At 61.4% G+C, this 15,728-nt stretch carries 14 protein-coding genes; 5 read left to right on the top strand and 9 right to left on the bottom strand.

Annotated elements, in window-relative coordinates; translation table 11 throughout:
* Window positions 1-17: 17 nt before the first annotated feature.
* From HQ843_RS17600 to HQ843_RS17580, 5 genes are all read left to right on the top strand, one after another.
* Window positions 18-1,067, top strand: coding sequence for a LacI family DNA-binding transcriptional regulator (locus HQ843_RS17600; RefSeq protein WP_246710135.1), 1,050 nt, complete (start codon window positions 18-20; stop codon window positions 1,065-1,067).
* 28 nt (window positions 1,068-1,095) lie between these two features.
* A complete protein-coding gene (locus HQ843_RS17595) occupies window positions 1,096-3,045 on the top strand; it encodes a DUF5054 domain-containing protein (RefSeq protein ID WP_180901927.1) in 1,950 nt (649 codons plus the stop codon).
* Window positions 3,046-3,667: 622 nt separating this feature from the next.
* Window positions 3,668-3,961: a hypothetical protein gene (locus tag HQ843_RS17590; protein ID WP_180901928.1), complete on the top strand. Its 294-nt coding sequence runs from the start codon at window positions 3,668-3,670 to the stop codon at window positions 3,959-3,961.
* An 11-nt stretch (window positions 3,962-3,972) separates the two neighbouring features.
* Window positions 3,973-4,317: a hypothetical protein gene (locus HQ843_RS17585; protein ID WP_180901929.1), complete on the top strand. Its 345-nt coding sequence runs from the start codon at window positions 3,973-3,975 to the stop codon at window positions 4,315-4,317.
* A gap of 10 nt (window positions 4,318-4,327) precedes the next feature.
* On the top strand, window positions 4,328-4,534 hold the full coding sequence (locus HQ843_RS17580) for a hypothetical protein (protein WP_180901930.1): 207 nt from the start codon (window positions 4,328-4,330) through the stop codon (window positions 4,532-4,534).
* Between the two features lie 34 nt (window positions 4,535-4,568).
* Here HQ843_RS17580 and HQ843_RS17575 read toward each other — a convergent pair whose 3' ends face one another.
* From HQ843_RS17575 to HQ843_RS17535, 9 genes are read right to left on the bottom strand one after another with little or no spacing between them, the layout of a single operon-like run.
* Window positions 4,569-4,937 carry a hypothetical protein gene (locus HQ843_RS17575; protein ID WP_180901931.1) on the bottom strand — a complete coding sequence of 123 codons (369 nt, stop codon included), beginning with the start codon at window positions 4,935-4,937 and terminating at the stop codon, window positions 4,569-4,571.
* A 48-nt stretch (window positions 4,938-4,985) separates the two neighbouring features.
* Entirely contained in the window at window positions 4,986-5,393 is a 408-nt protein-coding gene (locus tag HQ843_RS17570; protein ID WP_210275325.1) for a hypothetical protein, read from the bottom strand.
* Window positions 5,390-6,340, bottom strand: a complete 951-nt coding sequence (locus tag HQ843_RS17565; protein ID WP_180901932.1) for a glycoside hydrolase family protein — start codon at window positions 6,338-6,340, stop codon at window positions 5,390-5,392. Before HQ843_RS17565 ends, HQ843_RS17570 begins: the two co-directional genes overlap by 4 nt.
* Window positions 6,341-6,374: 34 nt before the next feature.
* A complete protein-coding gene (locus HQ843_RS17560) occupies window positions 6,375-9,377 on the bottom strand; it encodes a hypothetical protein (RefSeq protein ID WP_180901933.1) in 3,003 nt (1,000 codons plus the stop codon).
* 12 nt (window positions 9,378-9,389) lie between these two features.
* A complete protein-coding gene (locus HQ843_RS17555) occupies window positions 9,390-11,555 on the bottom strand; it encodes a phage tail protein (protein ID WP_180901934.1) in 2,166 nt (721 codons plus the stop codon).
* Window positions 11,531-11,929 carry a DUF6950 family protein gene (locus HQ843_RS17550; protein WP_180901935.1) on the bottom strand — a complete coding sequence of 133 codons (399 nt, stop codon included), beginning with the start codon at window positions 11,927-11,929 and terminating at the stop codon, window positions 11,531-11,533. Before HQ843_RS17550 ends, HQ843_RS17555 begins: the two co-directional genes overlap by 25 nt.
* Complete coding sequence (locus HQ843_RS17545; protein WP_180901936.1) at window positions 11,914-12,510, bottom strand: hypothetical protein; 597 nt, start codon at window positions 12,508-12,510, stop codon at window positions 11,914-11,916. The genes HQ843_RS17550 and HQ843_RS17545 overlap by 16 nt, the downstream gene beginning before the upstream one ends.
* Window positions 12,501-13,247: a hypothetical protein gene (locus HQ843_RS17540; protein WP_180901937.1), complete on the bottom strand. Its 747-nt coding sequence runs from the start codon at window positions 13,245-13,247 to the stop codon at window positions 12,501-12,503. Before HQ843_RS17540 ends, HQ843_RS17545 begins: the two co-directional genes overlap by 10 nt.
* On the bottom strand, window positions 13,244-15,727 hold the full coding sequence (locus HQ843_RS17535) for a hypothetical protein (RefSeq protein WP_180901938.1): 2,484 nt from the start codon (window positions 15,725-15,727) through the stop codon (window positions 13,244-13,246). The genes HQ843_RS17540 and HQ843_RS17535 overlap by 4 nt, the downstream gene beginning before the upstream one ends.
* Window position 15,728 lies beyond the last annotated feature (1 nt).

The raw sequence follows: 15,728 nt of genomic DNA, 5'->3' as shown, positions 1-15,728 counted from the left end.
TTCGCGAGGCATTGGCATTGTCGGATCAACCGGTCAGAAACGGCGCAAGAGCAACGGCCGACATGGTCGCCGCGGCAGCGAATGTATCGCGCACCGCCGTCTCCCGCGCCTTCAACCCCAACGCCTCGCTGAAACCGGAAAAGCGCCAGCGTATCCTCAAGATCGCGCAGGAACTGAACTACACCCCCGACATGGCGGCGCGCGCGCTGGTGACCCGTCGCTCGCATCTCGTCGGCGTCATCGTTCCGGCGGTGTGCAGCCCGTGGGAAAGCCAGGAGATCGATGCGCTCACCACGGCGTTGCAGGACAAGGGGTTCGCCACGCTGCTGTTCAAGACCCGCGCCGACCGGGCGATGGACGTGCGGCTCCTGACCTATATGAGGGGCTTCAACCTCGATTCGATCGTCGCGTTCGCCGAAAATGTGCGGCCCGATACGCTGGCGCGCTATCTCGACCGGGCGGTTCCGATCTATCTCAGCTACCCGCGGGAAGATGGCGGGCTGCCGCCGCTGTTTCGCGAAAGCAAGGCCCATTTCGACCGGGTCGACGTGCTGCAGCGCGACGGTCTGGAAAAAGCGGTCGCGCTCGTGCAGGGCTATGGCGGAAAGCGTTTCGCCTATCTCGCCGGCGACCCCCACACGCTGGCCAATACCGAGCGAAGCCGGACGCTTGTCGATATCCTCAAGGCCAGAGGGCTGGGCGAACCGGTGATCATTCCCGGCGACTTCACCTATGAGACCGCCTTTGCGGCAACGATAGACCTGTTCCGCCATGGCAGCGATGTGGATGCCATCTTCGCCGCCAACGACGTCAGCGCGTTCGGCGCGATCGATGCGCTCCGACACGAACTGGGCCTTCGCGTGCCCGAAGACGTCAAGGTGGTCGGGTTCGACGACATCGACCAATCGGCCTGGCGCAGCTACAATCTGACGACCGTCAAGGTCGATCTTGCCGAGCGCGTGGCAACGCTCATCCGCCTGATCCTGCGGCGCCTGGACGACCCCGCGGCGCCCGCCATGTCCGAAACCATCCGTACGCGCCTCGTGGTGCGCGGCACCGTCGGCTAGCCCGCCCAATTCAGAAAAGCCTGCCCCAATGCGCCAGCCGACCATTCACCTTGTCTTCAAGACTCACCTCGATATCGGTTTCACGGACCATGCGGAAAAGGTCCGCCGCCAGTATCATGAGGTGTTCATTCCCCAGGCGCTGACCACGGCCGAGCACTTTCACCGTGAAAACCCGAATCGGCCGGCGTTTGTCTGGACCACCGGCGCGTGGCTGATCTGGGACCATCTCGAAACCCGCCCGGCCGCCGAAGCCGAACGGCTGGAGCGCGCGATCACAAACGGCCTCATTCGCTGGCACGGCCTGCCCTTCACGACCCATTCCGAGCTGATGTCCCCCGCGCTGTTTCGCGCGGGCCTATCCTATTCGCAAATGCTCGATGCCCGTTTCGGCCTTGAGACCCGGGCGGCCAAGATGACGGATGTTCCGGGCCACACGCTCGGGATCGTGCCGCTGATGGCGGCGGCGGGCCTTCGCTTTCTCCATATCGGCGTCAACACCGCCTCGCCCGTTCCCGCCTTTCCGCCGCTTTGCCGCTGGCGCGCGCCGGATGGATCGGAAATCGTGGTGATGTACGAGGCGACCTATGGCGGCGTCCAGTTCCCGGAAGGTCTTTCGGATGGGCTCGGCTTCGCCCATACTCAGGACAATATCGGCCCGCAGACGGTCTCGCAGACGGCCGAGATCTACCGCGCGCTCCGCCACGCCCATCCGGATGCCGATATCCGCGCCGCCACGCTGGAGACCTATGGCGAAATCCTGTGGGCACGGAAGGAAACCCTGCCCGTGGTTGAAATCGAACCGGGCGACAGCTGGATCCACGGCGCCGCCGCCGACCCGGTGAAGATCGCCCGTTTTCGCAGCCTTCAGCGACTGTACGACGCGTTTGAAGCCGACGGGCTGAACGATGCCCGCAAAGGCTTCGGGCGCGACCTTGCCATGCTTGCCGAACACACCTGCGGCGTGGACATCAAGACCTATCTGCGCGACGAAAAGGCCTGGGACCGCCCAGCCTTCGAGGAGGCGCGCCGGAACGACTACCGTTTCGCCTACAGCGAAGCCTCCTGGGCGGAACAGCGCGGTTATATCGATATGGCGGCGGCAAATCTCACAGGCGAAGACCGCATCCGCGCGGACAACGCCCTTGCCCAGACGGAACCGCCGCGCCGGCAATCGGCGCCGGCGCTTGTGCAGGCGGACGGGTTTTCGCTGGGCGAATGGTCGTGCGGCCTCGATCCCCGGACCGGCGACATCATCCGGCTGACCGCGCCGGACGGTCGGGCTTTTGCGGGCGACGCCCTGATCGGCTATCGGCACGAAAGCTACGATGCCGGCGATGTCGCCGCGCATATGGACAGCTACCTGACCCATCGCGAGGAATGGGCAATCCTCGACCACGACAAGCCCGGCCTTTTACGCGCGAAAACGGCGCGCTCGGCGGTCTTCGCTCCCCGGTTTCTCGGCATCGAGCATGCCGGCGAGACCGTCGTCATCCATCAGGACATGCCGCCGGAAGCCCATCGCGATCTCGGCGCGCCGAAAAGTATCGAACTGCATCTGTCGAGCGAGAGCGGAAAGCTCCGCCTGGCGCTTGTTCTGCGCGAAAAGCGCGCCAATCGCATGCCGGAAGCCGGCTTTCTCTCGTTCGCCGGCAGCCAGTTCAGCCGATGGACCTTTCTGAAGACCGGATTATGGCATGAGGCCGGGCGCACGGCGGTCAATGGCGGCGGCCAGCTTCAGGCAATCTTCGCCGCGCAATGCCGCCCGGCGAGCGGCCCCGGCCTCGAAATCGTGCCGCTCGACACCCCCCTCGTCGCCCCCCATGGCCAGCCGTTCATGCCCTATGCGAAAGAACCAGCTGCCTATGATAGCGGCATACGCTTCAATCTCTACAACAACAAATGGGGCACCAATTTCCCGATGTGGTGGGAAGGCGACATGCAGGCCCGCTTTCACCTGTCGGTCACCGGCAAGGCTTGACGGCATGACAGCGGCCCGTGGGCCGCGTCCCGGCGATGGTTGGCGGCGCCTTGGCGAAGGTGATGCCGGCAGTGACGCTCGTCGCGTGCGGCAAGCTTGCTCTAATCGGGGACACGTGGCGATACGCGCTCAAAGAACTGCCGGGCGGATCGCCGCGCCAGCCAACAGATCGCTGCAGAATACTCTAATAGGGAATTTCGTCGCGCAGGAAGCGCTCTTACACGGATCAAACTGCCAGAGCGACAGACATCAGCTTTTTCATGGGCTGAGTAGAACACGCATCGCGTGTTTTTGGTGCGGTCGAGAAGACCTTGCATGTATCAATTTTACAAGCATTTTCAACGTCAAGGTGACCCACGATATGGATACATTGACCTTCGCGAGAACAGCAGCTTACGGTGCGAGTGCCCCACGCATCCACAGTTTTCGCAGGCTGTGGAAAAGCAAAATCAGCGACAAAACCGCCGCCCCGCGAGACATTAGCGTACATGCGGCTTTCACCAAATCGACGGCCCCATAATTAGTAAACTTATTTTACGATTTCGCTGATTTCCTATTTACAAACGTAAAATAGTTTGTCATATTTAACTCATCGAAACGCAGACAACTCGGAGATAAGACAATGATCCATCAGTGCCACATGCCTCTAGATGCCCGCGCGGCCTTTGACGACGGAGACCTTGAAGCGCTCCGCACCGAGTTTTTGAAGGCCGACGTTGCGGTCAAAGAAGCCTATAAACTTTCCATTTTGCCTTACGAAAAGAGCCAATCGTTCCGTCATTTGCCCGATTACAAAGACTACGTTCTGCGTCAGCAGGGCGCGATATACTATGGCGTGATGTCGCTGCTAGGCTTGGACGCCATCAACGATAGCGATGCTGACGCTAAAACAAAAGAATTTTTGAAGGTTAAGTAGGAGCAAGTCCAATGACCAACTATCACTCAACACTCAAGGAAGCAGTCGAAGCCGCGTTCATTGAAGCGCAGGAAAATATCGACGGACTTGATATCGACGCGGCAAACCACTTGATGGCTCAACGACGCGTATATGGTGACGGCTCGACCGGTTGGGCTGTTCGTTTTTCTGATAGCTTCGATTCCGATTGGATGACGCATCTTTACGATAGCGCACGGGATTGCGCAGGTAACGTCGATGAAGTCGTTAAGCGGATTTCGTCAGACTGGGACGAAAACTGGGATGAGATCCAGGAAGAAAACGCAGCCGGCGACTTCAGCTTGGGCAGCAGCGACTTTGTAACACGCTCGCACTGAAGTAATTGAAATGACCCCCGAACAATTCTCACGCGCCGCGCTCGAACTTCAAGAGCGCGGCATTATCCCGACCGGCCACGGCTGGAAAACAGCACTTGCCAACAAGCTCGGTCTGACCCGGCAGCAGATCGACAATTTCGAGCGCGGCGGAACCGCGAAGCGACAGACGGACTACGCCATCGCCGCCCTTCTGGCCGGTCTCAATCCCTACGCCTGAAGCACAAAAAAACCGCCCCGGTCTCCCGAGGCGGCTATCGGCTTGAAAGCCAGCTCCATATGTTTTCCTTCTGCCCGACCAGCCAGACGGCGATTGCCAGCAGAAAACCGCCCGCGACCCACAACATCCTGCCCAGCCGGCCGGCGCCCTCGACCTGGGCTTTCTTGAGCGCGTAATCCTCAAGCGTCGGGGCCGCGTCGTTGACGGCTTTTTCGACATTCTCAAGCCGGTGATTGATCCGCAGCAGCTCGCGTTCGTGGGTTTCCTGCCGCTGATGCATGCCGCGCCGGCTTTCGCTGGCCCGGACCTCGGAATCCTCAAGCCTGTGATCGAGGCGGTCCACGCCCTTTGCGACCTCGTCGATGCGCTTGAGGATAAGGTCGGTAATGCGACTTTCCTCCACCTACCGCCCTTCCTGTCATCCGATTGATAGCGGTCGTTGGTCACGCGATCACCTCCGGATAACAACCCTGAGCGCGCCGGCGCCGGAACCGACATAGAAAATCCACTGGATCATATTGCCCGCCCAATCCCGCATTTCAGGCGTCGGAAGATTGGCGACATCCCAGGGGAAATTGAAGACGCTGTCGAGGATGACCGCAGACCACCAGAGCGCCAGCGGACCGAGGAATGCGGCAGCGAAAATCCAGAACCACGGAAACGAAAGCTTGGCGGTGTTGTAGTCCGCCATGATCCGCGTTTCGTTGACGACCTGCCGCAGATACTCGGCCGACAGATCGGCCGCTATCTTTTCCCGGTCGTTGGCAAGTTCGCCGCGCTTTTCGATCAGCGTGATCGCCCGATCGACGAGGCCGCCCGCACCGAGCTTCAAGAGCCATGCGATAGCGGTTGCGATCATACCTCGACACTCCGACCTGTCAGCGTATTCAAGCGCCGCGCGATGACATCGCGGTAGCGCCAGGCGAACCACGCTGCGGCAACGATGACGACGCCACCGACGATCCACCCGACAGGCAGGCCGGACGCCCAGGCGACAGCGCCGGAGGCCACGGCCGAGGCTCCGGATTTCTCCGCAGCATCCTTCAGCGCTGCCATGTCGCGCCTGAGCTGTGCGATCGTCGCCGGGCCGATGATGCCGTCATTCTTCAGATGCGGGTGCGCCATCTGATAGGTCATCACGGCCGCTTTCGTCTTCTGCCCGAACCAGCCATCGATCTCGCCGGGATCGAAGCCGCGCTTCTTCAGCATCTCCTGCACGTCGCGCACAACGGGATCGCCGGTCTCGGGCGCGGTTTCGGTCGCTTCGCGCGCCACACCTTCCGGCGCGGCCGCGACGGTATCGACGCCGGTGTAGACACCCTTTTCGAACATCAGCGCCTCTTCCTTGCGCCGGCGCACGAGGCCGGGCAGGCGCTTGCCCTTCGATGTGTTGTAGTGCGAACCGAGATAGTCGGCCGCCTGCTTGATCTTTCCGGCCCGCCAAAGCTTACCGAACGTCCATTTGCTCACCACCCGGCCTCCGAGGTTATAAGTCGCGCTCGCCGACGCATCCATCTGGTATTGCGTCCGGTTCGCCGGGGAATTGGCGACAACCTCGCGGCCATAGCCGGTATCGAGGACCACATTCAGTATCCGTTCGGCATCATCATTGGCGATCGTCGTCTTGCCGGGCACGATTTTCGTGATCCCGATCTTCGCCAGCTCCGTCCGACAATAGGGCGAAGCCATCGTGAAGCCCGGCCCGAGCGTCGGCGTACCGGTCGGATCGAGATAGGCAGTGCGGGGATTGCCCTCATGCAGGCGCACAAAAGTTGCCCCCCGGCGCGAGACCGTGGTGATTTCCATGTCGATTGTCCTTTTTGAAAGAGCCGCTGGCGGCCTAATAAATCCTGACGACACCGCCAGCCATACGCCCGCGTTTCATGGCGGCGTCATAGTCGATCTTGCCATCGGCATCGACGCCAAACTCAGTAGCGACTTCTTCGGCGGTCGCGCCGGTAAGGCCAACAGAACCGGTAATGGTGATCGTCGGAGCCGACGTATAGCCATCACCACGATCGCTGATCGCAACCGACGTGACCACCCCGCCCGAAACCGTGAATGTGCCGGCCGCACCAGATCCGCCACCGCCAGTGATCAGCAGCGCAAACGTCCCGTTCGTCCCGCCGCTGCCCGCCCCGGTGATTGCAAGATTTGCCATCGGGCCGGGAAGGTATGGGCGGGCGATTTGTCTCGACAGCGCGATATGGCCGTTGTCGCCGGCCAGAATATCGCGATATATCCAGCCTTCCGGGCGATCATCCTCGCCACAGGTCGCAATGGTTTTTGTGCCGGTGAGCTTGGCAAATCGGCCCTTTTCGATTGTCGAGTTCGTATTGTTCAATACCCGACGCTTGGGCGCGGCATCCGGAACCCATTCAAACTGGATATCGACAATGCTGACCGGATAGGTAGTAATCGATGCGTTGATGGCCGATAGAATATCCCCGTTCGACGTAGCCCGCAGGTTGGTGTTGAATGTATGGGTCTCCCCGCCGATCGTCAGGGATTTACTGGTTGACGAGCAGTCACCCAACTTTTCCCCCAAACTGTTGCCCATCATCACTGACCCTCTGCCAGTTCCATCGACTGTTCCGAAAAGATTTCCGCCGACCGTTCCTCCCACGTCTTCCCCCGCCGTCGTCTTCAGAACGTTCTCGCCCGCCGGGATACTGACAGGATAAGACGTGATCGATGCGTTGATTTCCGAAAGGATCGTTGCGTTCGATTTGACGGACTCGTTTTCCGTAAATGTGTGGGTCTCCCCGCCGATCGTCAGTGTCTGGCTGATAACCGTGCAGTTGCCGATTAGCTGCCCGATGGCGTTGTCATTTGGAGCGGAGATAAATTTGTCGCCGCGCCCGAATTCATCGACCGTACCGAAAATGAGCGCAGCGGCGTCACCGCTAGCGGTCTCACCCGCCGTCGTCTTGAGCACGTTCTCACCGATCGGATCTTCTCGCAAAAATGGCGTTGGCAACACGCCGCCGATCCGCCATGCGTTGCGGTCCTTCGCCAAGTCCGGCCTCACTGCAAAACCGCCAGCCGTGCCGATCCGAATGAGGCCCGGAAAATCACAGTCGATCAGTGTCAAACTGCATACCGCCGATGTTGCAAGCGTCGAGAGTTCGATTGCTGTCCGGTCAGGCGAGGAACATCCGCGCATAACCACGCGCGCCGGCTTGTAGCTGTGTTTGATCGTCGGAGATGCGAGCGTCGGCCCGCTATTGTGAAATCCGAATGCCGCTCGGGTCGCGTCTGGATCAAGATGCTCGCCAGTTACGTCCTCGAAGTATATCGCTTGGCCCGACGAAATACCGCAGCCAAAGAGCCACCCGTCGTGACCTTCGCCACCGACCATCTTGACCCGCTTATAGCTCTGCATCAGCCGGGTTGTCTGGTTGATGCCGCCGACCATGTTACGGTTGAAATCGTCGCTATGAATGCAATATTCGGATGGCGTATCCGAAATCATCGTGCAATCAAAAATCTTGCCCGTGATGCGTTGTTCAAGCAGCGGCTCCGGGTCCGTGTTTTCGCGCCGAACAATAGTCCCGCCCTCGCCATTCATGCGAAACTCGACCCATTCAGGAGAATATAGACCGGTCATATTAAATTCGCCGTCATCAACAACATCGATCAGCACACGATTGTTGTAGTGGGCAAACTCGCAGATCGGAGAGCCGTTGATCAGCGTTGCGCCGGAAATAGGCGAGTATGTCGCCTCCACCGCCGCGCGCAGCGTCGTATAGGTCTCGCCAGCGCCAACGCGGATGACCTGATCCCACCGATCCGTGTCCAGGTAATCAGCCACATCTTCAGCCGAATAGATATTGTCCGGATGGATGCCAGCCGCCGCAGTCGTGGTGCCGCCCAGATTGGCAAAGTACGCCGTCACGGCCGACCAGTCGAGATCAAGCACGGCGTACATGCCCGTTTTCGTGGCAAGCAAATTGTCCGTCAGCTTCAGCGTGTTCGGGATCGCGGCGATGAAATCGGCGAATGTGATCGTGCCAGAGGCTACATCTTTTCGCGTCGAACAGACGGCAACACCCAGATCCTCGTCATAGATTTCAAACCCCATACGCGTCAGGTTCGTCGGACTACCAAACTGCGAAATACTGCAATTCGAAATCGTGTATCGGTGGCTCGGCTCAGCGCCATAGACATTAATGCCGCGAACGAACCGACGCAGAGTTTTGCTTCCGGTCATCGCCGCCGCAAATGGCTTTTTGCCATCCGGAGAGTAGGACTGAGATTCCTCGATACTCTCGCTGATATCGTTCGAATAGACGTTTGAAAGCTGGAGCGCGTTGGTGCGATATCCGCCCTCATCATAATCATATTTCAGCGAAAAATAGGTCCCGAAAACTTCACCGCCGCCGAAATCAACCAGAGCGCGTCCGATCTTGGTGCTGATCGGAACGCCCATATTGGTCGTCAGCGTCAGAAGATCGATCCACACCAGGCCGGTATATTCACTGCCGGAAACCGCGATATAGCCCGCGCCAGCGCCAGCCTTGTATTCGCGGAATTCCTCGGTGTAGGTCGAGACCCCGTCATAGCTGGCAAAGCGCAGCCGGAAGCGCCCTCCGGAATTCGCATCGCGCGCGATCTCGCGGACACATAGACGGGCCGGAAGCGCAACACTGGTGCCATTGACGGATGTATAGATTTCGACCTTCAGAAGCCGGATCAGCGGGTTGGTCGGCGGCGGCGGGATTATGAATGCGGGATTGACGGCCGCCTTCTCGCCAAGCTTCGCATTGACCTCCGCATCGAACGAATCGATCAAAACCTTCAAGCCGCCGGCGTCTACCACCGGAGTTTCAAAATCTGCCATGACTATGTCCTGTTAGCTGATGGTGCGGGTAAATGGCCCGGAAGGGGTTCCGAGCGTGTAGCTTTGACTGACCGGCACAACCCAATAATCATAGGTGCCTGCCGCTTCGCCGCCGATCGTCGCCGAAAGTGCTGCCTGCGGCTGCAGCCCGTATTGTTCGTGGATCACGGCAGCGCTCGCGAACACCGCGCCGCGGCGCACCTGCCAGCCGAAGAATACCGCGTTCGCCGGGGCGGTGGCCGCGACATCCACTTCGCCGACGCCGCCGGTGACCGTGACGGAAACAAGAATGAAGGATCTGGAAAGCCCCGGTACAATCACCCAGCCGGAAGGCCCGCGATTGCCATTGGCGCGGATCCGGAAATCCTGCAGCTCTGTCTGGCTCAAAATACCGCCATACATGATTGTCGGGTCGGCATCGCTGTCGGCCAGCGCATTGATTTCCGCAGGCCAGCCTGCGCCATCGAGCCGTATCTGCCATTCATGCTTGTCGACCGATCCGGACGGCGACGGCGAGAATTCGCACCGGAAACGCGGCACCACGACGCCGGACTCTGTCGTGTCGTTGGAGTCATCCATATAAACGTCGACATCGTCTGGCGGCGCCACCGCCGGCGTCTCGGCATCGAAATCATATTGCGCGACGGCAACCTCTTCCGTGTCCGCATCCCACGCGAAAATCGCATTGGAATATTCCCGGAGCGAAAGCCCGCAGCGCCCGAACACGCCGCCCGTCGGATCACCGTTCTTGTCGGTTTCGGCAAAAAGCTGCGGGTCGGAAGTCTCGACCTCCCACGTCCCGTCCCATGGCGAAAACGGCGCTTCGAAGTCCGTCGTCACCACCGATCCGGAAACCAGATTGAGCGAGATCGGCGGAAACTCGGCGGCGATCTGCTTTTGCATCCGGGTCCGCATCAGCATGATTTTCTGCACCCGCTCGCCCTGGCGGTAGTCCGTCACGAATTTCAGGCTGGGTTTCAGCACCCGCTTTCCGGCTTCGCCGGGCACGGTGTAAAGCGGCAGGCTGGAGTCCTCGAGGTAGCGATCAGGCGCGCTATAAGTCGCCTGCACCGCGTCATAGATCGCGCTCGATGGCTGGTAGCGCGTGAAATTCGCGGCGCTGCTGTCGAGCATGTCAGTCAGCACCATGGTCACATCAACCGGCGCGCCGGCGATGACGCCAAGCTGCCCGCGCGCCCTGGTGAACCGCGCGGCCCCAGCCTCCAGAAGCGGTTGTATCTGATCTTCCATTTCGGCCTCGCTGCTATAGACCAGCGTTCCGTTGATCTCATAACGCGGTATCGTTCCGCCGCCCGCCACAGCCGTCGCCTCGTCGGCGACATCTGCCGCCCAGATCAGCGTTTCCATCCAGATCTGTTGCTCGGTGTAGGGCTCGATCGGGTTGTTCATCATCGCGTCGAGAATGCACAGCCCGTGATTGGCCGACCACGTCCATGTCGCCGGATCGGCTGCGCTCTGGCCCGGCTCGCGCGGGTCCCAGACCTTTGTCCATTTGCCGTGCACCATCACTTCCGGTCGGCCAGCGGGCCAGCGCTCGGAACGCTTTTCATTGTCGCCGCAATCGAGCCGCAGCCACATCACCGTGCGGCCTTTCCATGCGTCGGTCGAAAGGTAATCGGCCGGGAACTCGGAAACCAGCGCCGCCGGCGCGGTGGTCTGGTCGCCGCGCCCGATCCAGAGCTTCGCGAGGCTGTCGAATGGCGCATTGGTCACGGTCGCGCCCGCGCCGTTGAAATCATAGGGATCGCCGGAAAGCGTGAGCGGACGCTTGTCGAAATAAACGGTGAAATCGCCATGGCTCTCGCGGCTGGACAATATCCAGCACCCCGTCAGGATGCTGTCATTGACTGCGATCCCGGTCGGCGTCCCCATCGCCAGCGTCTCGCCATAGACCACGCGATAATCCGGCAGGCCGGTATCGCGGGCGAGGTCAAACTGCTGTTCCTGCGTCTTCTGTTTGCCGTTGCGGCCGGCAAGCAGCAATTGCCCGCCGATCGCAAGGCCGATGCCGAGCACGGTCGCGATCGTCGTCGCGGCGGCGGCGCCAACCCCGAATATCGCCGTGACGGCCGAGGCAATCAGCGGGATCGCATGCGCTTGGGCAGGCATCATCGACGCCAGAACCGCGATGATCACAAAGCCCATGCGTCGATCCATTCGCTCACAAATCCAAATCCGGTTTCGGTTTTCGCCGCCATAAGCCCAGGACCCACGATGATCCCGAGCGAAAACCCGGCGCCATTGCGAAACAGGCCTATCGCCCCGGCATGGCCCGCGACCCGGCGCAATCCGGCGCGCGCCATGCAGTCTTGCGCAAGATGTCTTGGCCCGCCGGCCCTGGCGATGATCCGTGCTGCGGAAAACCGGCTGTCATAACGCCCGCGCAGATGCGCCAGCGGATCGCGCCCGGTCAGCGCCTCAAACGCAGCACACGGCCCAGACCAGCAATCGCATGCGCCCCAGACAAACGGCCCGCCCATATGGGTCTCGACGGCCGCCATCACGGCCGGCGCGCTCAGCTCTCCGGCCATAGCTGTTTCTGGGCCTTGGCATAGGCGTTGACGGATAGCCGCCCGGCGGTGTCGCCGGGATATTCCGCCGCCTGCGCCTCCTCGGAGTGAAACGCATAGGCCTTTTCGCGCGCGGCGGGGCCGGTCGCGAGCCCGACATTGATCTGGGTCTGGACGCCGCCGCTATCGTCCGGCGCGACATTCATGCCGAGCGTATCCATGCTGCCGAAAAACAGCGTCACCGGCGCGCCCACAAGCGTCGTCGATTTCCCCGGCCTGCCGGTCAGGCAACCGAAATCGGATCGCCCGGCGCGCCCCTTGATATTGTCGTCGAGATAGTCGTTGATCATCGCCGGCGAGGCGACCAGCGAATAGGTCGCCTCGGTCGCCGCCATCGAGCCGATTATTTCCTGCGGCAGGCTGATCGAGCCGAGATTGCCCACCCCTGTCCAGCTATTGCCGCCATAGCTGATATCGCCGACGGCGGTGTGCATCCGCACCGCGCCCCCCGGCCAGTCGAGATAGGTGAATATCACCGGGTAGAACACGGCGGATGAAACCGCCGCCAGCATCCCGGCATCCATGCCCCGGTTCAGTTCCACGGATCAACCTCCGTAAACCCGCCCGGAACCTCATCGGCGAACACTTCCTGAAACGACCATGTGTATTTCCAGTCGCCCTCCAGCGGCTGCACAGAGCGCGGTAGGTTCAGCACTTCGAAAACGCCGGTGTCGCGGGTGCCGATGCTGACCACCCCCGATCCGACAAGCGCGTCGAAAACCCGAACGATCGCGCCGCCGGACGCATTGCTATAGGCCGGCGCCACGATCTGCGTGGTGACGGTCGAAGCGCCGTAGAACGTCAGAAACTCGCCGGGCAGCGCCACCAGCGAATTCGGCGGATATCCGCTGACGGTCACGAAATTGAGCCCGCCGGCGGTGGACCCGGTACCGGTCACGAATCCGCCGGTAAACCATTTGACGGCAGCGCCGTCATCTTCCCAGTCGACCGGATCGCCGCCATCCTCCCACGACACCGGATAGGACTGCATGCTGGTGTCGCGCTCGGCGTCATCGAAAATGCTGTTGATCGCATAATTGTAGAGCCGCACCAGATGTTCGCCGCCCTGCAAAAACCGCTTCAGCATTTCCATGTACCCGGCGCCCATCGCGCCGTTGGTCAACGCCGTCGCCTCGAGCGTCACCACCCGTCTTTCGCGGGCGTGGGCGCTGACATAGCGGCGACCGGAAATCAGCGAGCGCGAGCGGTTGACCGGGGCGATCCGGCTCCATTCGCTGCCGACAGCGCCGACCGGCGGCCAGGCATAAACATTGGTCATCGCTGCCCCCCGAAGCCTTTCGTCTTGCGCATCGCCGCATCCGTGGCCTTGAGCGATCGGTTGACGATACCGGGCGTGGCGCTATCGAGCGCCTGCCGGATCTGCTCGGCAACGCCCTGCTGCGCGCCGCGCGCGTCGATGTAGAAATTATTGCCGCTGCTTCGGTTCTGGTTCGCCGCCCCCATCTGCCCGGGTTTTGTCACCGACACGGTCTCATTCGGGCTGGCACGAAACGCCACCAGCTGACTGTCGATCCCGCCCGCGCCGCCAACCTGAAATTCGCCGCCATTGGCAAAGCCCAACAGCTTGACGATGCCGGAGAATATCCCGCCAAGCCCACCGCCGGCACTTCCGCCGCCAGCACTGCCGCCGCCGCCCGAGCCGAACCCGGTAAACAGATTGTCGATCAGGCCATCGAGCAACCGGTCGGAAATCCGGCCAAGCGCATTGACGGCGGCATCGCCGAAGGATTTCCACAGCCCCTTGCCGCTCGAAAGCCCGCTCGACAGATCACGGAAAAAGCCTTTCGTCGTGCTCTTGGCAAACTCGAAGGCATCCTTCGCCTTGGAAACAGCAACCTCCAGCGCCCCCATTTCGGCGCCGAGCCCCGTCAGTTTCTCGCGCTGCCCGTCGGTAAGCGTGATGCCCTTCTGCTGCGCCTGGTTCAGCAGGTCCGTCTGGTGGCGAAGCTTCGCGGCCGCCTCTTCCGTCAGGCCTATCGCCGCGCGCTCATCCTGCCACGCCTTGACGCGCCGCGATGCGTCCTCGAGGATCGCGGAAAAACCATCGCCCGCGCCCTTTCCGCCGCCGCCTCCACCACCGCCGCCGCCGCCGCCGCCACCGCCCGCATCGCTCGCGACAGGCATGCCAGCGCCGCCGGTAATTTCGTTCTGCTGGCCGAGAATTCTGTTTTTCGCGTCGCTGATATAGCGCGTGGCAAGATCCTTGCCGCCGCCGATATAATCCCGGCTCCGCGCGTCCTTCATGGCCGACGACCATGTGTCATAGACCTTGCTCGCCGCGCCGCGATTTGGGTTGTTGAGCCGCCCGATATTGACCTCAGCGATGCCGGAAAACCCGGAAAAGGCATCCTCCATGCCCGGGATTGCCTGTATCGCCGACTTGATGCCGTTCAGGAACTTGTTGATCAGCCGGATCGATTTGTTGATCATCGACTCGGTCGCGCCGATCACGGCATTGGTCGCGCCAATGGCAACGTCCGACATCGCCGCAGGCAGCATCGACCATGTCGCCCGGATCGCCTCGAAGGCGCCGACATAGTCGCCGATTGCGCGATTGGCCGCATCCTTGATGACCCCGACGACATCGACGCCAATTGCCGTGGCAATCTCATCGCGGAAAATCACCACCGCACCGACGATCGCCGCGATTGCCGCGACGATCAGCGTCAGCGGCGCCGCGGCGGCCGCCCAGGCCGCGACAAAGCTGGCCGCAGCGCGAATCGCGGATAGGGCAAGCCCACCCATCGATATCGTCATGGTCGTAATCATGCCGACGACCGACGGCCCGAACGCGATCGCCATCGCAACGCCGATCCCTTCCAGCAAGCGCGGCATGCCGGAAAGCCAGTCGATCAGCCCGGAAATCCCGTTGACCATGCCCGCGATCGCGTTCGTGGCAAGCGCCACGGCGCCGAAAAGCCCGACCCCGATCGTCTTCACAAAGGCGATGAATGTCGGGTTCGATATCGCGGTGACAAGGTTCTCGATTGCCAGCCGCAGCAGCTCGCTGCCGGCGCGGCCGATTTCGAACAGATCGCCGAACGAATTCTTGAGCGCCTGAATGGCCCCGCCGAGAACGCCACGCGCGGCCTTCGCCGATCCGCCAAACTGGGTTTCCAGTTCCTTCAGGATCAGCGCCTGCGCCTCAGCCTCACGTCCGGTGTCGACCAGGCTTTCGATCACATTCTTCTGGTCGTCGGTAAACTGGATACCCGCGCGCGACATGGCGCTGATCCCCTTGACCGGATCATTCAACGCCTTGCCGACCATCACGGTTGCGCTGCGCAGATCCATTTTCATGGCGGTCGCCATGTCAAGGATCGCCGCCGTCGCCCTCGGGAAAATGTCGCCCTGTACTTTGGTGAAGGTCAGCAGCATCGCCTGGGCGGTGTTGACGACCTCGTCGCCATAGGTGGTGTTGCCCTGCAGCGCCGAGGCCTGCTTGTTCAGCGCCGCAAGCGTCTGCCTTGCCGCCGCGCCCGTGGATTTGATCGCCGCCGCAAGCTGGGCCTGCCCGGCCTGGGCAAAGGTCGTGCCCTCGATGAACTTACCGAATAGGTTCTTCGCGCCGAAACCGGCAAGTGCTGCGGCAAGAATGCCGCCCAGGCCGGCAAAGCTTTTCTTCAGCCCGGAAACAAGGCTGTTGCCCTGCTTCTGCGCCCGCTTCGCGCCCTTCTCGAAAGCAGCGCTGTCAAGCCCGAGCGTGACGCGCAGCGCACCGATTACCGCATTTGCCATG

Origin of the sequence: Martelella sp. NC20, from assembly GCF_013459645.1 — a bacterium.
Taxonomy (GTDB): Bacteria; Pseudomonadota; Alphaproteobacteria; order Rhizobiales; family Rhizobiaceae; genus Martelella.
The sequence above is the reverse complement of the archived record's forward strand: the minus strand, read 5'-3'. Positions and strand labels throughout refer to the sequence as shown.